This window comes from Pseudomonas sp. efr-133-TYG-103a (genome assembly GCF_030209235.1).
Lineage (GTDB): Bacteria > Pseudomonadota > Gammaproteobacteria > Pseudomonadales > Pseudomonadaceae > Aquipseudomonas.
This window is the reverse complement of sequence record NZ_JARVSK010000019.1, coordinates 198,445-218,306: the sequence shown is the minus strand read 5'-3', so window position 1 is coordinate 218,306 and position 19,862 is coordinate 198,445. Positions and strand designations below refer to the sequence as shown.

Annotated in this window: 20 protein-coding genes and 1 pseudogene; 12 read left to right on the top strand and 9 right to left on the bottom strand. The window is 57.3% G+C overall.

Annotated features, from left to right (window positions below; translation table 11 throughout):
- Window positions 1–42 precede the first annotated feature (42 nt).
- From QRN36_RS17380 to QRN36_RS17330, 11 genes are all read left to right on the top strand, one after another.
- Complete coding sequence (locus QRN36_RS17380) at window positions 43–528, top strand: GNAT family N-acetyltransferase (protein WP_285425178.1); 486 nt, start codon at window positions 43–45, stop codon at window positions 526–528.
- Window positions 529–613: 85 nt separating this feature from the next.
- Window positions 614–1,396 (top strand): helix-turn-helix domain-containing protein, encoded by a 783-nt coding sequence (locus QRN36_RS17375; protein WP_285425177.1) that lies wholly within the window; start codon window positions 614–616, stop codon window positions 1,394–1,396.
- Window positions 1,397–1,515: 119 nt separating this feature from the next.
- A complete protein-coding gene (locus QRN36_RS17370; RefSeq protein ID WP_285425176.1) occupies window positions 1,516–2,835 on the top strand; it encodes an MFS transporter in 1,320 nt (439 codons plus the stop codon).
- Window positions 2,836–3,028: 193 nt separating this feature from the next.
- On the top strand, window positions 3,029–3,499 hold the full coding sequence (locus tag QRN36_RS17365) for a VOC family protein (protein WP_285425175.1): 471 nt from the start codon (window positions 3,029–3,031) through the stop codon (window positions 3,497–3,499).
- A gap of 411 nt (window positions 3,500–3,910) precedes the next feature.
- Entirely contained in the window at window positions 3,911–4,177 is a 267-nt protein-coding gene (locus tag QRN36_RS17360; protein WP_285425224.1) for a LuxR C-terminal-related transcriptional regulator, read from the top strand.
- Between the two features lie 141 nt (window positions 4,178–4,318).
- The gene (locus tag QRN36_RS17355) at window positions 4,319–5,026 is read left to right on the top strand and encodes an ABC transporter ATP-binding protein (RefSeq protein ID WP_373568765.1); all 708 of its coding nucleotides are present in this window, start codon (window positions 4,319–4,321) and stop codon (window positions 5,024–5,026) included.
- Window positions 5,016–6,221 carry an ABC transporter permease gene (locus QRN36_RS17350; RefSeq protein WP_285425173.1) on the top strand — a complete coding sequence of 402 codons (1,206 nt, stop codon included), beginning with the start codon at window positions 5,016–5,018 and terminating at the stop codon, window positions 6,219–6,221. The genes QRN36_RS17355 and QRN36_RS17350 overlap by 11 nt, the downstream gene beginning before the upstream one ends.
- A 58-nt stretch (window positions 6,222–6,279) precedes the next feature.
- Window positions 6,280–6,987 carry a hypothetical protein gene (locus QRN36_RS17345; protein WP_285425172.1) on the top strand — a complete coding sequence of 236 codons (708 nt, stop codon included), beginning with the start codon at window positions 6,280–6,282 and terminating at the stop codon, window positions 6,985–6,987.
- Window positions 6,988–7,148: 161 nt separating this feature from the next.
- Window positions 7,149–8,531, top strand: a complete 1,383-nt coding sequence (locus QRN36_RS17340; RefSeq protein WP_285425171.1) for a TolC family protein — start codon at window positions 7,149–7,151, stop codon at window positions 8,529–8,531.
- 19 nt (window positions 8,532–8,550) lie between these two features.
- Window positions 8,551–9,777, top strand: a complete 1,227-nt coding sequence (locus tag QRN36_RS17335; protein ID WP_285425170.1) for an efflux RND transporter periplasmic adaptor subunit — start codon at window positions 8,551–8,553, stop codon at window positions 9,775–9,777.
- Window positions 9,778–10,370: 593 nt separating this feature from the next.
- A complete protein-coding gene (locus QRN36_RS17330) occupies window positions 10,371–11,249 on the top strand; it encodes a hypothetical protein (protein WP_285425169.1) in 879 nt (292 codons plus the stop codon).
- Window position 11,250: 1 nt separating this feature from the next.
- Here QRN36_RS17330 and QRN36_RS17325 read toward each other — a convergent pair whose 3' ends face one another.
- The 4 genes from QRN36_RS17325 to QRN36_RS17310 all read right to left on the bottom strand — a co-directional run bounded on the left by QRN36_RS17325 (window position 11,251) and on the right by QRN36_RS17310 (window position 14,894).
- Complete coding sequence (locus QRN36_RS17325) at window positions 11,251–12,330, bottom strand: diguanylate cyclase (protein WP_285425168.1); 1,080 nt, start codon at window positions 12,328–12,330, stop codon at window positions 11,251–11,253.
- A gap of 277 nt (window positions 12,331–12,607) precedes the next feature.
- Window positions 12,608–13,276 carry a polyribonucleotide nucleotidyltransferase gene (locus QRN36_RS17320; protein ID WP_285425167.1) on the bottom strand — a complete coding sequence of 223 codons (669 nt, stop codon included), beginning with the start codon at window positions 13,274–13,276 and terminating at the stop codon, window positions 12,608–12,610.
- A 298-nt stretch (window positions 13,277–13,574) separates the two neighbouring features.
- Complete coding sequence (locus tag QRN36_RS17315) at window positions 13,575–13,799, bottom strand: hypothetical protein (RefSeq protein ID WP_285425166.1); 225 nt, start codon at window positions 13,797–13,799, stop codon at window positions 13,575–13,577.
- A 141-nt stretch (window positions 13,800–13,940) separates the two neighbouring features.
- Window positions 13,941–14,894, bottom strand: coding sequence for a restriction endonuclease (locus QRN36_RS17310; protein WP_285425165.1), 954 nt, complete (start codon window positions 14,892–14,894; stop codon window positions 13,941–13,943).
- Window positions 14,895–15,140: 246 nt separating this feature from the next.
- Between QRN36_RS17310 and QRN36_RS17305 the strand changes: the two genes are divergently transcribed.
- Complete coding sequence (locus QRN36_RS17305; protein ID WP_093460941.1) at window positions 15,141–15,431, top strand: hypothetical protein; 291 nt, start codon at window positions 15,141–15,143, stop codon at window positions 15,429–15,431.
- A gap of 117 nt (window positions 15,432–15,548) precedes the next feature.
- On the opposite strand, the gene hopBF1 is transcribed toward QRN36_RS17305, so the two are convergent.
- The 5 genes and pseudogenes from hopBF1 to QRN36_RS17280 all read right to left on the bottom strand — a co-directional run bounded on the left by hopBF1 (window position 15,549) and on the right by QRN36_RS17280 (window position 19,846).
- A complete protein-coding gene (hopBF1, locus tag QRN36_RS17300) occupies window positions 15,549–16,163 on the bottom strand; it encodes a T3SS effector protein kinase HopBF1 (RefSeq protein WP_285425164.1) in 615 nt (204 codons plus the stop codon).
- A gap of 158 nt (window positions 16,164–16,321) precedes the next feature.
- A pseudogene (locus tag QRN36_RS17295) lies at window positions 16,322–16,776 on the bottom strand (type VI secretion system amidase immunity protein Tai4).
- The gene (locus tag QRN36_RS17290; RefSeq protein WP_285425162.1) at window positions 16,773–17,267 is read right to left on the bottom strand and encodes a type VI secretion system amidase effector protein Tae4; all 495 of its coding nucleotides are present in this window, start codon (window positions 17,265–17,267) and stop codon (window positions 16,773–16,775) included. The pseudogene QRN36_RS17295 and the gene QRN36_RS17290 overlap by 4 nt, the downstream one beginning before the upstream one ends.
- Window positions 17,268–17,604: 337 nt before the next feature.
- The gene (locus QRN36_RS17285) at window positions 17,605–18,408 is read right to left on the bottom strand and encodes an HNH endonuclease (RefSeq protein ID WP_285425161.1); all 804 of its coding nucleotides are present in this window, start codon (window positions 18,406–18,408) and stop codon (window positions 17,605–17,607) included.
- A 190-nt stretch (window positions 18,409–18,598) separates the two neighbouring features.
- Window positions 18,599–19,846 carry a ribonucleotide-diphosphate reductase subunit beta gene (locus QRN36_RS17280; protein ID WP_093460925.1) on the bottom strand — a complete coding sequence of 416 codons (1,248 nt, stop codon included), beginning with the start codon at window positions 19,844–19,846 and terminating at the stop codon, window positions 18,599–18,601.
- Window positions 19,847–19,862: the final 16 nt, after the last annotated feature.

Here is a 19,862-nt window from a genome sequence, read left to right as displayed (position 1 = left end):
ATGGACAGGGCGGTTCGTGGGTTTTTAGGGCGAGGAGCGAAGATGATCGAGTTGAAAAAAGGCAGCATCGCCGATATTCCGTTGTTGTGGTCGCTGCGTACGCGGGCCGTGCGCAGGGTGTGTGCCAGTCATTATTCTCCCGAACAGATCGACGTCTGGAGCGCTTCGCCGCCGCCTGAGTCCTACCTGCGACTGCTCGCCACCGGATGCGCAGTCATCGCCGAAGAGGATGGCCAGTGGCTCGGCTACGGCATTCTCGACCGGCAGACCGGCGAGGTTGTCGCCTTGTTCGTCGAACCCGGACTGATCGGCAAGGGCATCGGGCGACGTCTGATGCACGCGCTGGAAGCCATTGCCGCCGAAGAGCGCTTCACCCGGCTTCATCTCTATGCGTCGCTCAACGCCGCCGACTTTTATCGAGCAATGGGCTTTGTGGCTATTCGTGACGAGCCCTACGAACACCCCAGCGGCATTACGTTGCGCAGTCTGTACATGGAGCGGGCATTACCGGCCCATTCCGTTCACTGAGCAAGCGCGGAAACCTGTCGTATCACTGGCAACGGTCCTTCTGGCTTGCTAACGTCGGCAAGCCTCTCAACCGGGAAATCGGGCCATGCCAGCACAGTACCCGTTGCAACGTCGCATCCAGGACGGCCGACCCGTATTGGTCAATGCGCCCTTGCAGTCGGGCAGCGAAGACAGCCTGCACCGTTACCGTGAAGGCCAGTTGTGGGCTGTCCGGGAAGGCGTGATTACGGCCGAGCTCGACACCGGCAGTTGGGTCGTGCCGGCGCGTCGCATCGGCTGGATTCCTCCGGGCGTTGCCCATGCCGCGCGGATCCATGAGGCCGCCAGAGGTTGGATGATCTACCTGCGCCCCGACCTCTGCCCGCTGTTTCCCACCACTCCCACGGTTTTTGACATGACGTCATTGTCCCGCGCCTTGCTGGAACGCATCGGCGGCTGGAGCGGCGCGCTGATCGAGCACAGCGCTGGCGAACTCACGCCGCCGCAGCATCGTCAGCTGGAAGTCCTGTTCGACGAGTTGAAGATTTCTCCCGCCGAGCCGCTGTTTCTGCCGATGCCCAGCAGTCCGCATCTGGTGGGAATGACGCTGACGATCGTGGCCGATCCTGCCAACAAACTGAGCCTGGACGACTGGGCCAGGCGCACAGGCATGTCGCGGCGCGGCCTGACCCGGCACTTTCGCGCCGAAACCGGCATGTCGCTGGTGCAATGGCGCATCGTCGCGCGAATGAAGCGCGCGCTGGAACTGCTTGCACAAGGCGACAGCGTCAACCGCGTCGCGCAGCGCCTGGGCTACGACAGCGTCAGCACGTTTATCGGCGCCTTCAGCGCCCAATTCGGCACGACTCCCGGCGCATACACCCTGTGATCGGACGCAAGTGGCGTCACGTCAGCCGTCTGCCAACCGCCCTCAATCTGTAAGCTTTGTTATCCTGCGCGCCTTTGTCGCACTTAACTGCCGTTTCAACCTGTGATTTGGGGTCTTTCATGACAGCCATTCTTCGACCACGTCCACAACCGATCAACCGGGGCGACTACAAGACCCTGGGCCTGGCGGCATTGGGCGGGGCGCTGGAAATCTACGATTTCATCATCTTCGTCTTCTTTGCCCTGACGCTCAGCCAGCTGTTTTTTCCGCCTGAAATGCCCGAGTGGCTGCGCCTGCTGCAAAGCTTCGGCATCTTCGTCACGGGCTACCTGGCGCGTCCGCTGGGCGGCATCCTGATGGCGCATTTCGCCGACAAGCTGGGGCGCAAGCGGGTGTTCAGCCTGAGCATCCTGATGATGGCGCTGCCGTGCCTGCTGATCGGCGTGATGCCGACGTACGCCGATATCGGCTACTGGGCGCCACTGGTGCTGTTGGCATTGCGCATTCTGCAGGGTGCAGCCGTGGGGGGCGAAGTGCCGAGCGCCTGGGTGTTCGTCGCTGAACATGCGCCCAAAGGCCACCGCGGCTACGCCTTAGGTGTGCTGCAGGCCGGGCTCACCTTCGGCTATCTCATCGGCGCGCTGACGGCCACCTGGCTTGCGCGAGTGTTCACCCACGCAGAAATCCTCGATTTCGCCTGGCGAATCCCGTTTCTGCTGGGCGGCGTATTCGGTGTGATTGGCGTCTGGCTGCGCCGCTGGCTGAGCGAAACCCCGGTCTTCATGGCGCTGCACGCCCAGCGCGAAGGCATGACCGAACTGCCGCTGCGCGCGGTGATTCGTGAACATCGCCAGTCGCTGCTGCCTGCGGCGTTGCTGACGTGCGTGCTGACTTCTGCGGTGGTGACCCTGGTGGTGATCACGCCGACGGTGATGCAACAGCGCTTCGGCATGAGCCCTAGCGACACGTTCGCGCTCAGCAGTGTCGGCATCGTGTTTCTGAACATCGGCTGTGTGCTGGCCGGCAGGCTGGTCGATCGCATCGGCGCCTGGCGCGGCGTCGTCTTGTACAGCCTGCTGCTGCCGATTGGCGTCGGTCTGCTGTACGCCAGTCTGGTCATCCAGTGGCTGCCCGTGGGCCTGGCCTATGCCGTCGCGGGTCTGGCCTGCGGCATCGTCGGCGTCGTGCCGTCGGTCATGGTCGGACTGTTCCCGGCGAACATTCGCGTCTCCGGCATCTCCCTTACCTACAACGTCAGCTACGCGCTCTGGGCCAGCACCACGCCGTTGGCCCTGATCGCGCTGATGCCGTGGAGTCCGTGGGTCTGCGTCGGCTATTGCGTGATTATGGGGGCGGTCGGCCTGCTGACCGCGATGTTCTTCGGCATGCGCAAGGGCATGCAGGTGGACGACGTGATGGTGGCGCCGACGGGCAACTGATCGTCGGGCAATCCGGACGATTGCTCTGGCAGAACTACGCTTGATCGGTGGAGCAGGTTTCAGACAGGGGCGGGATGGGCGCGGCCGCAGGGCGCGGCGCTTCCCGCCAGCGATCGCCCGAGGCGGTCATCGGGTGAGCGAACCTGCGCCGCACCGAAACCATCTGAGAAGGCTAAAGCCTCTGGAGCCTGCCATGAGCGTCAAACCTATCCCCGACGGCCAGCACAGCCTGACCGTGTACATGGGCGTCTCGCCCGCCGACCAAGCCATCGAGTTCTACAAAAAAGCCTTCGATGCCCAGGAAATGTTCCGGCTGGACGGGCCGGGCGGAAAGGTCGGTCACGCCGAACTGCAAATCGGCGACTCTCGCCTGATGCTCGCTGAGCCTTGTGATCAAGGCGGGTTCGTCAGCCCTGCACCCGGCAGCCAAACCTCCTTCGCCATGCACCTGTATGTCGCTGACGTCGACGCGCAATTCAAGCGCGCCGTGGAGTCGGGCGCGACAGTGGTCAGCGAGGTCCAAGACATGTTTTACGGCGACCGCAGCGGCAGCGTCCGTGATCCGTTCGGGCATCTGTGGTTCATCGGCACGCACAAGGAGGACCTCACTCCCGATGAAATCCGCGAGCGCGCGGCGAAACTTTTCGCTCAACCTTCCTCCTGAAACGCTTTTCCCGGTCCTGCACCCGCCCGGCGTGATTTGCACCTTGACCGGTTTGATCGCCGGGCGCGTGAACGCCGTGAATCAACGCACCTGATTTGTAACAGATGATTGTAATTATCATTCGTAAGTATTATCGTGCCTGTCTATACAAGCTGTCTCTATATAACTGGGCCAAACTTTGGTCTGCGCCAGGATTAATTACTGCGCGGGCGATTATTGGTCAGGCCAGCAAGGAGTTGTCCTTGCGTGCTGTAGGAATAATTACCTTTGTTGTGCTCATTATTAACCCTTCGCCTGATCGATAGTCGAAGTTGTGCGCGCTCGAAAATTTTACTCAATAAAACTGTATCAGTGCCGATGAGCTGTTCAATGCCAGGGAAGGCAACTAATGGAGGTTATTGCAGGCCGATGATGGAACAAGACCGCAAACGAAAACGATCGAGCAGAGCGACGCCGAGAGAGAAGGAAGTCCTGCAATTGGTGCTGCTGGGCTGCACCAACAAGGACATCGCCCAGAGGCTGGGTATCAGCGATTACACGGCGCGGGACCATGTCTCGTCGCTGCTGAAGAAAAACGAGGTCAAAAACCGGGCCCAATTAATGGCGCTGCATGTGCCCGGGCTGCGTAAGAAGAAAATCCATACACCCCTACATTTGACGGATTGTATCGCCGAGTGAGGCGCGCATAATAAAACCGATTGAAGACTGAGCATTTATAAATATTGCGACGCCCGCAATTATTTGGGTCGGTACGGGCGCGTGCCTGTGAAGTTGCAACTCGCGTGCATCAATGAATTGGCAGAAAAGATCATGAATCAGATGTCGAGCGATACTTCGGCTGCGTTATTTGTTTTGCGCGGTATCAGTCAACGTTATGGCGAGGGAAAGAATGCGGCTGGGATTCTTCATAACATCGATCTTACGTTGTATCGGGGCGATACCTGCGCAATTGTCGGAGCGTCTGGCTCTGGTAAAAGCACGCTGTTAAACATTCTCGGTCTGCTGGAGCGCCCCTCCAGCGGCGAGCTGCGGTTTGCCGGGCGGGATGTCACGACCGCGTCGCCCAATATGCTTGCGCACTGGCGTAATCGCAGCATCGGTTTCATCTTTCAATCATTCAATCTGCTACCGCGTCTAAGCGCACTGGACAATGTTGCCTTGCCGCTCGCCTATCGCCAGCAGCGGCGAAAGTCCCCTCGTGATCTAGCCATGCAGCAACTGCGTGCGGTGGGCCTGGCTGATTGCGTACATCGAAGGCCAGCAGAATTATCTGGCGGACAGCGCCAGCGCGTGGCAATAGCAAGGGCGTTGATTGGTGAGCCGACACTTATTCTCGCGGACGAGCCCACCGGCAATCTTGATCAGCAATGCGCCAACGAAATCATTGAGTTACTGCTTGGCCTCAACATTGAGCATCGGGTCACGTTGGTGGTAGTGACCCATGATGTCAGCCTCGCCAAGCGTTTTGCGCGTCGGATCGAGGTCATTAACGGCCAGTTACTGGAGCGCTCCGACCATGCTGTTTGAGCGCGATGCCTTGCGAACATTAGGGCGGCATTTGGGCCAGGCGCAAGAAAGCCTGCTCAGCATGGGCCACCGTTCGTTGCTGGCGTTGCTGGGGATCGTTGTTGGTAGCGCATCTGTCGTGGCATTGCTTGATATCGGCCGGAGTGCGTCGGAGGATTCGATGCGCGTCTTTAAGGGGCTGGGAACTGACACGCTGGTGGTCGGTTTCCCAGGTTTTGCCAACCGCCAGCTACCACTTCCTAGGGTGCTCGACACGCGACAGATGCTCTCGCGGTTGAATTCGCTAATCGCCTCCGCCCCGATAAGCCAATACTCAATCAGGCTCCGTCGTGCAGGTGCACATTTCGACGGTTCTGTGATCGGTACCACAGCCGCGCTGCCAGAGGTCATGGACCTCAAACTTGCAAGCGGACGCTTCATCTCAAATTTCGATGGCAACGAACTGTTCGTCGTGCTCGGCGCCGAGGTTGCCGCTGCACTGAACATTCTAGGGCAGCCGCTCCTATCCGGTGATTCGCTGCGGATTGGGGACTACCAGTTCCAGATCATTGGCGTGCTAGCGGCGCAACCGCACAATCCATTGCTGCCGCTTTCCGTCGATTCCTCCGTGTTCATTCCAGCCCATAGCACGGCGCGACTTTCACCGGCAGCGCGCACCGGCAATGTTATCGCCAAGGCGCGTCCGAATACCGATCTTACAGAGTCAGCCAAAGCGCTTGAATTTCAGTTAAGCGGCATGCTCGGGGGCCGGGAAGTTAGCGTGCAGGTGCCACGGCAGCTGCTCGACGGCTTCAAGCGTCAGGCTGAAACTTTTGCCTGGTTGCTGGCGGGTATCGGGGGCATTTCGCTAATGGTGGCGGGCGTCGGCGTGATGAACGTCATGCTTATGAGTGTTCGTGAACGTCGGCGCGAGATTGGCATACGGATGTCCCTAGGCGCTCGTCCGTCCGACATCTATGTCCTTTTTTTGGTGGAAGCCGGCTGTCTTTCTTTGCTCGGCGCACTCCTTGGGGCTCTGACCGGTTGCATGATCGCTTATCTCTTCAGCCGCGCCAGCAATTGGCCCACGATCCTCTCGCTCGATGCAGTGCTGGTAGGTGTGGGCACCTCACTGTGCATAGGCCTGTTATCCGGCTGCTATCCCGCAGTAGTTGCGGCCAGGCTCTCGCCGGCGAAGGCTCTGCGGGAAGATTGACTTTGCGGCCATAGCAATGCTGCCGAACAACATTTGAACAACAAAAAGGAATGATCCGATGACACTTCAAAGCGCCACCTTACAGCCTTCGGCTCCGCTTCGTTCGCGATCTGATCACGTCGGGGTCGCGGCTGAATTCAACCGGCTGGTGGACGAGCAGGCCGCGCTATCCAGAGACCAACTCAATGCACTCCACAAACAATGGTTTGGTCCGCAGGGCCTGTTCGCCACCTTCAGTGCAGAGGTCGAGCGCCTGGGACGGCAGGCGCCGGCGCTCGACGATCTGACCTGGCTCGACAGCCCGCAGCGTTTACAGGAGGCGGAGCGCGCAGTGGCCTTCGCGCTGGCGCAGAGCAATCGTCGCGGCGCCGCCGTTAATCCTTTCAGCGGTCGTGCGCGCCACGATCTGTGTTGTGTGGTGTTCGATGAAACCGGCGCGTACACGCTGGTCGAGCGCTATGCCGCGTATGAAGCCATGCGCCAGAGCGATTCGGATTTCTTCATCAAACTGATCGCCACCACTCGCGGCGTGGTGGAGCGGCGCATCGTTTTTCGAGGGCTGCTGGAGCATTTCGATCGCTTGCTGCCCGTCGAAAAAAGCATCTACCCCGGTGCTTATCGCGAAGTCCAGCAAGCGCATCTGGACCGCGAAGAAGGGCTATATGGCCCTCTGACGCTGAGCGAAAGCCTGGTTGCCTTGCTGGAGACGGTGTCGCCCGTCGAGTTGCTCAAGCTGACCCAGCGCTGCGCGGATTCCTTGGCATGACGTGTTGTACAGTCGAAGAGAGGTGGACAGCCGCCTGTCGAAGCCGACGCCGGTTGCGCCTGATGGGATGCGCCGCGCCGCTGATGATACTGGTCAACGCCCTCACTGGGGGGCAGGCGCGTGCTGAGAGCCAAAGCTGGAAGACCCCGTCGGCACCAAGCATGAGTCATTCGTTACCGGTGTCCGTTCAGGCGCAGATGGTGCCACTGAGCCTGGCCGACGCAGTGGCACTCGGCTTACGTGGCAACCGCAACATTCGTCGTTCATATTTAGAGCGGGTGGCACATAAGTTCGACTTGCAAGTGAGTGAAGCGCTTTTCTCGCCACGATTGATGCTTGCCAGCAAGCAACTGATTCAACACGGCTCGAATGATCGCGCCCACGAAATGAGCGTCGCGCCGAAGGTTACGCTGAGCAGTGAATGGGGGACGCAGTTTAGTCTGTCCTGGGCGCAGCGGTTTAATCGCGCAGCGCTGGATGGTCGCAAAGACCACCGAGGCTTGCGTTTTGAGGTGATTCAGCCGCTACTAAAAAACGCTGGGTACGAAATTGTCACTGCACCACGGCGCCGCGCACGATTGACCGAGCATAGTCATAGCCTCGGGCTGCAAGCTTCGGTGGCCCAAAGCGTGACTCAAATCGTTGCGTCGTATCGCGAGCTACTCAAGGCTCAGGAACAGCAACGTATCGTGGCCGAGGCGCTTGTCAGGTCTCGCGAACAACTGAAAGTTAATGATGCATTGATCGCCGCCGGGCGGATAGCTAGGGTTGATCGCCTGCAGAATGAGGCAGACCTTGCTTATCAAGAACTGAGCGTCGAGCAGGCGTTACATCATCTTGAAGCCAGTCGCCAAGCGCTATCGCAACTATTAGCGCTTGATGTTTCCACTCCGTTATACGCCAGCGAGGCGCTGACCGCTGAGCGAGTGGAGATCGACCAGAACGAGGCACTCCTAATCGCGCTGACGCGTCAACCCAGACATCTGCAGCAGCGAATCGCCGAAGAACTCGCTGACATCGACCTAATGGTGGCGAAGAATCAACAATTGTGGGATCTCTCTCTGATCGCTGGCGCAGGGCATGATCGTCATGGGTTTTCGTCCGACACGGGACATGGCGTTGACCGACGTTGGACGAGCTACGCCGGCTTGCGGCTGGAAATTCCAATCGGCGACCTGAGCCAGCGCCAGCGCGTAGTCAACGCTCAGGTCGCAGTGGACAGCCAATCGCTGCAGCAAGCTGATCCCCGGCAATCGCTAGAACGCGAGGTCAGCGATGCGATACGGAGCATGCGAAGTCAATGGCGCCAGTATGAGATCGCCTTGCGGAGTCGCGCGCTGTCCCAGCGCAAACTTAGTGCAGAGCGGCAGAAACTCCAGGTCGGTCGCACCAGCACATTTCAGGTGCTCAGTTTCGAAGCGGATCTTCGGCGTTCGGAAAACGCAGTGCTCAGTGCGCTAATCGCATATCTCAACGCGCAAACCGAGCTCGATGAGCGTCTGGGCATGACGCTGGACAGTTGGGAGATCGCCCTCAATGACTGACGTGTCCAGAATCAGACCAATGCTCTTACTAGTAAGTCTGCTGGTGGTTGGCGGCGTGGGCGTAGTGTATTGGATCGAGCCCCCCGAACTGATTGAGACACAACCCTGGCTGCCCGTCGTTCCCGAGCCGCTCGAGCAACGACTCGCGGTGACCGGGCGCATCGTGCCTCGGGCCTTGCTGACTGTGTCGGCGCCTTTTGAAAGTATTCTTCAGGACAAGTGGTTTGCCGACGATCAACTTGTTGCGCGGGGGCAGTTACTGGTCAAGCTCGATACCGATTTGCTGCAGATGCAGATTCGCGAGTCTCTAGCCGAGCGCCTCAAGGCCGAAAGCGCAGTACGTATCCTGGCAGGCTGGGGGGACGGCGAGGAGGTGGTCCGGGCGCGGCGGTCGTTGAACAGCAGCCAGCTCAGCCTGGCCGACACGCGGCGCAAGCTGGCGGAAAGTGAGATGCTGCTTCGCCAAGGCATCGTTCCCAGAATGGAGGTCGATAACCTCACCCAGCAAGTCAAGGCTCAAAGTGTTGAGGTGAAGGCGGCCCTGTCCGAATTGATGTTGGTGAGCAAGCGGGGGGAGGGCGATTATCAGCAAGTCGCCGAGTTGCAGCTGGCTAACGCCCGTGCTCGGCACAGCTCCTTGCTTGCACTGCAACAACAAAGCGAAATCAGGGCGCCGTTTGCCGGCATCATCGTCCGCCTTCCTGCCGGCCAGGCTGGTAATGCCGAAAAGCCGGTGGAGCCCGGCGTGCGGTTGAGTCAGAGGCAGCCGTTGTTTGGTCTTGCCAATCTCGAACGGCTGAGCGTGCAGGCCAGGGTTGACGAGGTTGACGTCAACCAATTACGTGTAGGTATGTCCGTAGAGATCAGCGGCGATGGTTTCAACGACCGCCTGCAGGGCATCGTCAGTACTGTTAGCACTCAGGCGATTGCCGATGACATCCAGAGCGATAGCGCTACCTACCACGTCACGGTGGCAGTACCCGCACTTGATCCCGTCCGACAGCAGCGCCTGCGTTTGGGCATGAGCGCTCGATTGTCGATCCTCACCTACCAGAACCCCAACGCTATTGTCCTGCCGGCTGAAGCAATTGGTGAGGAGGGCGGGAAACATTTCGTCAGTTATCGATCTGCGGTCAACGGCTCGGAAACAAAGCGAGAGGTAACCCTTGGACGAGCCGCGCTCAATGGAGTTGAGGTATTCGGTATAAACGGTGGATTCGTTCGGAAGGAGGTCGATATGGAGTAGTCAATTAAGTGCCAGTGCCATAAAGAGCAAGCAGATGTGGGAATTAATAGTGAGTCTGATCACAAGATCTCTTCGTCTCGAATAAATGAATAATGAGGAATAAGGATATCGATGATGATAAAAAAATTATTGCCACTAGCGTTGGTGGTTGTGTCAATGGCGGGGGTAGCGGGGGAGCATTCGGTGACGAAGTCGAAGATGCCTCATCGAATAATTGTTTCGCCGGGTATCGGGGGAGCGTCGTTCCCAATTGGATTTGTGGATACGAGACCCCGCTCATCATATACCCTTGATTCTATTCAGTGGAGTACTACCGGATTTCCTCAAAGTATGGGTGAAACGGTAGAGCTTTGTTATGGATCCGGAGGTAATCCTGACGAGTGTGAGGCGATTGCTCCTAATTCTTCAGGCACAACCTATCGCTTCAGAGGAAAACGTTTCGGGGCTGGATCTATCGCTGTTATTCGTCATTACTCATCGGCGGGCACCGTTCGGAACATCCAGCCTTCCGGCGAAGATTGGGTACGCTTCAACCTGAGCTATTAACTGAGAAGCCGTCCTCTGACAGAGGGCGGCTTAAGTGGGAGTTAGGCATGAGTATTTCAATTTCGAGTAGTGCCACATCTATAGTTAATTCGGTAAAGAGCGCTGGAGATGTCCGGCCGATATCTTTAAGTTCCCCTATTGATGTCCCCGTTTCGCAAGCAACACCCGTGTCATTGAGCGGTAAGGCGATATTGATGTCACGGCTGTTTGGTGGACACTCTCAGGAGCCAGCGGTAAGCCATCCGTCAAAGTGGCTAGAGGCAGTAGATCCTATGCCTTTCTTGACGCGGGATGACCGCCAACTGTTGAGCGATGCCTATCAGTATGCGAATGATGAAGGGGCGGATCTTGCTTATGTAGACAACTTGGCATGCAGTATGGCGAATTACAGGTTGCATGATAATGGTCGACGCACTCTGCCGCAGAGCCCAGGTATGAACTTCGATCTTGTGGGGCACGAAGTCACCTATTTGTTTACGGAAAAGAATGCGGCCACTGCCTTGCGCATCCTTCAAAGCGATGAGTTCGAGACGACGCAGCTGGATAAAGGTTTTTTACGGCACGCCTTAGATCCACGCTACAGCGCGCTAACCTATCTGAACTTTGAATTTGTCGAACAGATGGTCAATAAGTTTTCTTCGGTAGGGACGGCTGCAGAAAGCTTTGGTGGCCGCTTCTCTCATTTTCAACCCAATCAAAAGAACTGGGTAAAGCAGCTTTCAACGGAGGTCTACGATTTGAAGGCCAAATGGCCTTTGAACAGTGCGTTAACTTCAGCACAAAATGCAGAAACGAGGGAATTGCTTCCGCCCGATGCTATCCGCGCTCAAGCTGAATCCGGGGCGGTGCGTGATGTAATTAACAAATACCTTATAGGTGACGCACTCCCCACGCTCTTCCAGACCCTCGCTCGCCTCCGACGCTGACTCACTCAAGTTCGGCACTCGCTGATTCGCAGGCCCTTACGCCGGGCGGCGCCGATGTCACGCGGTTGCGCCCGGTGCTTTTGGCTTTGTACAACGCCATGTCGGCCTCATGCAGCCACATGCCCGCATCGTTCAGATGGGCGCCGTAGGCCGCGATGCCGACGCTCAGGCTCAATTTAAGGTCGGGGAGGGCGGCGTGAGAATGCTCGTTCACCGTGCGGCGCAGGCGCTCGAGGATGTCGGTGGCTTGCGCAAGTGAGGTGTCGGGCAGGATCACGCAAAACTCGTCGCCGCCGTAGCGTCCGGCCAGATCGGTTTCCCGCAGGTTGGCGGACAGGGCGTTGCTCAACTGCTTGAGCACGCTGTCGCCGATGATGTGGCCATAGGTGTCATTGATGGTTTTGAAGTGATCGATGTCGATCAGCGCAACGCTGTTGTGCCTGTCCAGCGTCCGACTCTTGTTGAATTCCAGCGTCAGCAGATCCTTCCAGGCGCCATGGTTCATCAGACCTGTCAGGCTGTCGGTCGTGCTCAGCTTCTCCAGCGCCTTCTTGCTGTTGGAAAGTTGTACCGCGACGCGGTAGGACAGCAAACCGAGAGCCAGCGGATAAATCACCAGCATCGGCAGGCAGGCATACACCTGAATCTGGGTGACGGGCGGAAACAGTTCCGGGCGGAAAATCCAGTACGAAAGCAGCGCGCCGCTGGCCTGCGCCACCGAGCCAATTGCCAGCATTCGTGGGCCGCCCGCGGCGATGTTGTTCATGGCCAGCATCGATAACGCCGCCACCGCTGGAAGCGGGTTCAGCCCCATGGCGCCAGCCCAGAAACCACCGGCCACTGAGTCATAAACCAGATTGCGGCGCTCAGCCTGGTAGGGCTTGTCGGAATAGCGAGCGAGAAAATACGCCAAGTGCGGCCAGACGTAAGCGTGCAGCACCATCAGCACCCAGACCCACGTGGGCGGATGAGAAGGATATAACGCGGCGGCCACGGTGAAAAAACCCATGCCCAAGCCCACGCTGCGCGGCAGATGCAGACGCCGTGCAAATGAAAGACCTTTGTGGCTTGAGGTGCTCATAGCGCTTCACCGGGTGATGACACAGCGTCCGGATTGAAACATCGGCCACGACCAATGACCCAGAGTGTCGCTTGCCGATTGAAGGGAAGGAAGAGCGATTTGCCACTATTCGTCCATTTCGCATCGCCGGTCGTCGCCTGAGGACGAATCAGGCTGATCGGATGGGCAGAGCGTAGACCCTATTGCCCCTTCCATCCTGCAATCCATCTGAATACGCCAGCGGACATGGCTTCTTGCAGTCGGTGTCCGCAGGGGGCGCGTCCTTCAGACAGGCCGCTCACTTGCTCCCGGTCATGTTTTTGATCAGCTGCGCGTGCGCTTTGGCGTCCTTGGCGAGCGAAATCACATTGACCATTGCAGTGCGCGTTCCCGAGGCGGCAGTCAGCGTGGTGCTCAGGACATTGCCACCGTCCACGCCGCCCGCGATATCCAGCTGACGAAGGCCGAGGCCTTTTCTGACCATCTTCTTCTCGCCGAGCTTCTTGAAATCACGGTAACTGGACTGCTGTTGTACGAGCGTTTCGGCAATGATGGTGTCCAGCGTTTCGGTATCGTTGGAAGGAACAGACTTACCGTCCGGCAGCGGCGTTTCGGTGATGATCACCACGCGCTTCGCGGGCTTGTTCATGTACAGCGAACCGGTTACGCCAGCGGCCTTCGCCTTGTCGTCGATCTCTTCCATCGGCCCTTTGACGTAGTCTTTAGGCAGATAGAACAGGAACTTGCCGCCCAGCATCGAGACTTTCTGACCTGCAGGTTTGCTTGGTTTTTTCGACGACTTGGTAGGTTTGGAGGTCTTCGAAGACTTCGTCGTTTTGGAAGAGTGCGCGGTCTTCGACGACTTGGACGACCCCTGCGTGTCGGTCGCGGCTTGTACACCGGCCGCCCCGACACCCATCGCCAGCGCGATGCAAATCAAGGCAGTCTTCAATTTGAACAAGCGCATTCCTACCCCTTTGGCGGCTAAGTCCTACATAGGATCGGCATTTTGCCTGACAGGGGCGCCTGCATGCTACGGGCATCATTTGAATGCTCTGCCGTTATCGAAGGATTTGCAGTCGGTCTTATTGGGGACAGGCTTCGTTTTTGGCAACTTGTAAAAGTAGCCAGGATATAAATCATGTTTCGTTGAATCGAAAAAAAGCCGCTGGGGTCAGCGGCTGAAGTTTGGAGCTTTGAGGCCCCACGCCGGGAGCAACGACGCGGAGAAACAACAGAAACGACACGATGAATCAACGTACAGGTCAGGTATGTTTGGCATTCTCCGTTTGTGGATTGTAAGTCGAGGCTTGCTGAGTCTTGTCCTGCTCCCTGGCCTTGGCGGCCAAGGCCTCTTCGTGCTGCTCGAAGCTCGCGTGCAGCGCTTCGTTACGCGCGACAAACGCTGGGGACTCTTCAGCCATTGCGAAAGGAGCAACCCATAAAGAAGAAAGAATAAGTACGCTGGCAATACCGATGGATTTAAACATTTGAATAAACCTTCTTGCTCGTGCAAGTTCGATCAGGTGACGCCACTGTAAGAACACAGCGACGCCGGATCAAATGAAACCCAGGTAAAGATTCTTTAGAAAAAATGTTATGTGCAGAGGAGGGAATTAATCAGTTGAAGCTTACGGCAAACCCTGCACCTTCATTGGCGCGAACTGTGGCCGAATCCCCCGGCACTTCGGATAATCGACGCATCCCCAGAAATGCCCGCCGGCGTTTTTCCCGGTGCGTGCCAGTTTCGTCACCATCGTTTTCTTACAAAACGGGCAGGCCGGCGCTGTCGGCTCAACCACGTCAGCCACTGATTCCGCCGGCTTTACCTTGGCCGTCGGCGCCTCAACCACTGGCTCAACCGCTGGCTTAACTGCTGGCTCGACGCGCTCGGCGGTCGCCTCCGGGCGAGGGGGCGGTTGACGCTTCTTCGTTTCGGCAATCCATTGCTTTAACTGCTCGCCGTCAATCAACTGCACGTTGCGCCCCGAGGCAAATGCGCGCGCGGGTTTGGAAAACGTCCCACTGGTCACGACGAAACCGCCTACCGCGCCCTCCGCAGCCATGGCGCCGTAAAGCTCACGCACCACCGGCACGCCGACCTGTATCGAGCGCCACTGCTTGCATTGCACCAGATACGTTTCGCCATCCTTGCGCGCAACCAGATCCACGCCGCCATCAGGTCCGTTCGCACCTGTTTCCTGCACGGCATAACCACGGCGCCGCAAGGCTTCACCTACCAACAGCTCGAAATCGTGCCAGCTGATGGTCAGCAGGGTATGACCGCCTGCCGTGCTCACTGAATTCAAAAGATGGCTGCGTTTGCGGCGTCTGAAGATCGAGGCAACCGCGCCCGCCACAAAAATCACCGGCACAAAGAACTGCCCGAACGTCGCCAGTCCGCTGAACACCGAGTGAGTCAGCACCGTATCGATATGTCGAACGTCACTCATCGTCGGCGGGGCAGCTGTGGCAAGGGCGTGGAGGTACATTCCCGAGGCAGCGGCAAGCGCAATGCTCGCCCACCAAGGCAGCTTGCTTGCGAGAAAAATGAACGCTTCGACAGCAGAAGTTTTCTTGGCCATATCCGTGGTCTGTTACAAATCCTGAGGAAGAAGGTGATCAATAACGCGGCAGAACTCTAGGTCTAGCGATGCTTGCAGCGTGACCCTCATAAACGAACTCTGACATTCAGAGAAACGTCTGTCAGAAGGCTCATCTGCAATAGCAGGAAAGCGCCGTCATTCTATAGAAAAAAAGCATGATAGTGGCTTATTGATGTCATGGTAAAACGTCGGCGGAATTTTCGTCCGTACAGCTAAGGAACAGCCATGACCAAGGTAGGAATCAGCTTCATCGCAGCCCTCGCACTGCTCAGCGCCTTCACCGTTTCCGCGAAGGACGCCCGCCTCACCGACGCTGCCATTGCCCAGATTCTCATCGAAGATTCGATCTCTTCCTACCCCGGCAACTGCCCATGTCCTTACAACTCGGCTCGCAATGGCAGCCGCTGCGGCAAACGGAGCGCCTATAACCGCGCGGGGGGATACTCGCCACTGTGCTTCAAGGAAGACGTCACCAAAGACATGGTTCAGGCGTATCGAGCGCGCTCGAAGGGATAATGCTGCTTGCCTTCAGGCACTGCGCGCTCATATGAATCGTGTTGCGCAAGTGATTGTCGCGCACGAGTGAGTGACCCGCTTCATTGAGGTCACTCACTCCCTCGCATGCCTTACGTTTCAGTCGCTGTCGCTGTCGACCAACGTGTTCTCCAATGCAAGGGCTCGCAACTGGCGCACTTTGTCGATGCTCTTCTCCGGCGATGATCTGATCACATCCCTTGGGTCATTGATCCGCACCCGACCATGCCCGTCGATAATGAACTGCAGGTCTTCAATGTGCAGATCGTGATTTCTCAGCCTGGACATAATTTCGTCGCAGTCTTTCAACACATTTTTATTGAACGCCAAGTCCTCAGGCATGGGCTTGCGACGATTGATGACATCCTCCGAGTCCAAAGCGTTGTGGATATAGTCTTTCGACAGACCCACCTTGCCGTCATGCGTGACCAACTCATGTGCATCGACGACCGGAAACCCCAAGTCCTTAAGCTTCTTCGTCATTTCCAGCTCTTTAGCCGCGCAGTCGCCCTCCGCGATAGTCCCGGTCGTGCCAGGCCGGATCAGGCATATGCACTGCGTGGCATTCTGCCGAGAATGGTAAACGTCCTTCTGGCTTCCTTCGCCGAGAAATTCGCCTACCGAGTCGATCGACTTGAATTGAGTCGCCGCCGCTGCGGTTGAAACGCCTGGACTGTGCCGGATTGAGGCGGCATTGGAGACACTTGGCATCATGGTCATCGCCTTGTCTGACTGGTTTGATGGACAGGCGAGCACGGAGCTCGCGCGATTCTGCGCAGTGAGTGGGTGAGCAGGTGGATTGGGTTCCGGGGATTGGGCGGAGTTTGCTGGCTCTCCGAGACATGACTCGCCGCTAAACCACTGGATGGCAATTAACGTCCATCTGGAGCCTGAAGTTCGCCACGTTCCTGTATCACGGCGTGTTGAGGATCGACGACCAAGCGTTTGTCTGCTGCTCCAACTCATCGCTGTGAAACAAGTCCAGGCACTTCAGCAGATCGAAACGGGTGCCGGGGGCTTCCAGTTCTGCCAATGGATTGTGGTAGTCCCTGGACAGGAAATGATCGACCAGATCCCTGATCTCATCAGGCGCTTTCTCCAAGTCGTAATAAGTCCAGTCCCGCAACGCGCTGACACTGCTGCCCGCATCGGCAGCAGCCTGTTTTTCGTCTCGGTACGCAGTTGCTATGCAGGTCGCCAGAACCAGGTCTTTGTAATTCTGGGCATGAGTGCGAGCGCTGGCTTGCGGGGAGTCGGTAGCGCCGGCCATTGAGCAGCAGACCGACAGCAGCGCTAGGACCGTCGTCGCAGTCACGCGCAGAGTCATGCCAAGCTCCAGAAGTTGGCGCGGTCAGTTCGGTACAACGCTTCCGGTGAGTTGAAGTAGCACTGATCGTAGCAGCGGCGCCCATCGAACAGTGTCGCGTGACCTTGTGCATCAGACCAGCCTGACACCTCGAAAAGGATCACTCCCTTGCGACCCTCGAACTCGCTTGGTGGCGGATATTGCACCACTTCTGGATGACCCCACCTATGCTGCAGGAAAGTAATCAGGTCTCTGACTCGAAAGAAATATTGGCGCTTGTCGGCACCCGAGACGGTCTGTCCGCGAATGGCCGGGATCGTCAAACCCGCTTCGTTGAAGATATAGCTCATGCGTACAGCGCATGTGTTGCTCCAACGCTGCGAGGGGTCAGGGTTGCCGATGTTCTTGGCTACATAGCCGCCGATGATGGTGCCAACGTGTCCTCCAGAGTCAGAAGGGTCGTAAATGCGCCGCGAGGCAGCCCACGCGGTGGTAAAGATCGGGCGGTTCATTCCACATCCTTGGCTCGGTTCGACATCAAGGTCGTGACTTTGCCGGCGTTTTTGGATGCCCAGCCGTCGTCGAGAAAATCCGGAGTTTTCCTATCTCTGTTCTGGGTTTTTCTTACGTGGACGAGGTTTACGCATCACTGACGATCTTCACGATAGGCCAGCGTCCTGCCGGGAAGCTGTGTGCGTCGTCGTGACCGTGGCATGCGCCGCCGATGAATTGCGCTAGCTGAGCTCGCAGGATGCTGAGGATTGTGGCGAGGTAGTGAGCAGCACATCGGTATAGTCCACGTTACTTGGCTATGAGTTGGCCTGACATGCGTTTAGTCAACGGGCAGCACTAGGACAGCGATGCAGGTTTAGTTAAAGGGGGTAGCGGCTGATTAAGGCGAGAATTTAGTCGGTAAGCTTTTCTTACTTCATTAACACTCAGCCACTTTCGTTGCGAATGCACAACTCGATGGCAGTTGGCGCACAGCAATGCCAGATCCTCGAGTTTTGTTTTTGCTTCGGCTCTTAGCGTATGAAGTGGCTTAGTGTGGTGTACCTCTATGAGCCCTTTCCCCACCTCACCATACGTTTTTTCGAAATCGCATCCACATGATTCGCACGCAAGGCGTCCTAGGGTCTTTAGCGCTTGCTTCTTTTTTGACTCAATAATGGCTTTATTTCTTTCGCGGTATCTGTGAGCACGAGTAAGCAGTCTCCCTTCAAGCGCCTCCACGACCCAGTCCTCGTCATCTTCAACTAAGAGCGTCCGTTGTTTGAGTTGCATAATTTCTGATCGAATAGCTTCCGCGGTCGCCGCAAGTTCCTGAGGAAAAGCAGCGAATTCGTCCCATATGATCTGTTCGTTTTTTCCGCCCCTTGAAAGCCCTTTGAATCCGAGCTCAACATAGACTGGGTCTAGGCGCTGGAAGTTGGCAAGCTTCATCACCACACCATTTCGATTTCGAAAGGTACGGTTCTGCTCGATGCTGGCTTTTTTACCTAGAACGCCAAGCAGGTCTGAAAGCGCAATGACGTCTGGATGACTTTCAGAGGGAACCCTCTTGTGTTTCATGTACAACTCTAGAGCCAGAACTAGCTCGTCGCGCTTCCATACCGGATTCCTTGCTTTTGTCTTGATAGCTTCAGTGTCCATAGGCTCGCCGAGATAAAAAATCTACTGAACGATACGTAATGGCCACTACAAATGTCTAGGAAATATCCTACAAAAACACGGGAAGAATCCCGCTGATCTGGTTCGGCATTTTACTGTCAGGCGGCTGGATCCAAAAAAAGGCCACCATCACTGGCAGCCCTTTCGCTTGAAGCACTAACCTGGAATCAAATCAATCCCAGCTCAAAGCCCCACCCGTCTGATACTCAATCACTCGCGTCTCAAAGAAGTTCTTCTCTTTCTTCAAGTCCATGATCTCGCTCATCCACGGGAACGGGTTGGTGGTTCCTGGGTATTCTTCCTTCAGACCAATCTGGCTCAAACGACGGTTGGCGATGAACTTCAGGTAGTCTTCCATCATCGCTGCGTTCATGCCCAGTACGCCGCGAGGCATGGTGTCGCGGGCGTATTCGATTTCCAGCTGGGTGCCTTGCAGAATCATTTGCGAGGCTTCTTCCTTCAGTTCGGCGTCCCACAGGTGCGGGTTTTCGATCTTGATCTGGTTGATCACGTCGATGCCGAAGTTCAGGTGCATGGATTCGTCGCGCAGGATGTATTGGAACTGTTCTGCGACGCCGGTCATTTTGTTGCGGCGGCCCATGGAGAGGATCTGGGTGAAGCCGCAATAGAAGAAGATGCCTTCGAGAACGCAGTAGTAGGCGATCAGGTTGCGCAGCAGTTCTTTGTCGGTCTCGACGGTGCCGGTGTTGAATTCCGGATCGGAGATGGCGCGGGTGTATTTCAGGCCCCAGGCGGCTTTTTTCGCGACCGACGGGATCTCGTGGTACATGTTGAAGATTTCGCCTTCGTCCATGCCCAGCGATTCGATGCAGTACTGGTAGGCGTGGGTGTGGATCGCTTCCTCGAAGGCCTGGCGCAGGATGTACTGGCGGCATTCAGGGTTGGTGATCAGGCGATACACGGCCAGCGCGAGGTTGTTGGCAACCAGGGAGTCGGCGGTGGAAAAGAAGCCCAGGTTGCGCATGACGATGCGGCGTTCGTCGTCGGTCAGGCCTTCCGGGTTTTTCCAGAGGGCGATGTCGGCGGTCATGTTGACTTCTTGCGGCATCCAGTGGTTTGCGCAGCCGTCCAGGTACTTCTGCCAAGCCCAGTCATACTTGAAAGGCACGAGTTGGTTGAGGTCGGCGCGGCAGTTGATCATGCGCTTTTCGTCGACGGCAACACGGGCGGCGGAGCCTTCGAGCTCGGCCAGACCTTCGGCGATGTCGAGTTTGTTCAGGGCCGCTTTGGCGCGGGCGACGGCGGCGGAGTCGTTGGCGTTGGCAGCGCGTGCTTCCTGCGCGGCCGCACCACCGGCGCTGTCGAGTTTGTCCATGGCCGCTTCTGAAGCGTGGCCGGCGTTGGCGCCTTTGGCGGGTTCAGCGGCGTCTTCTTTGTCGAATTCGTCCCAGCTCAGCATGGTGATGAGGCTCCTG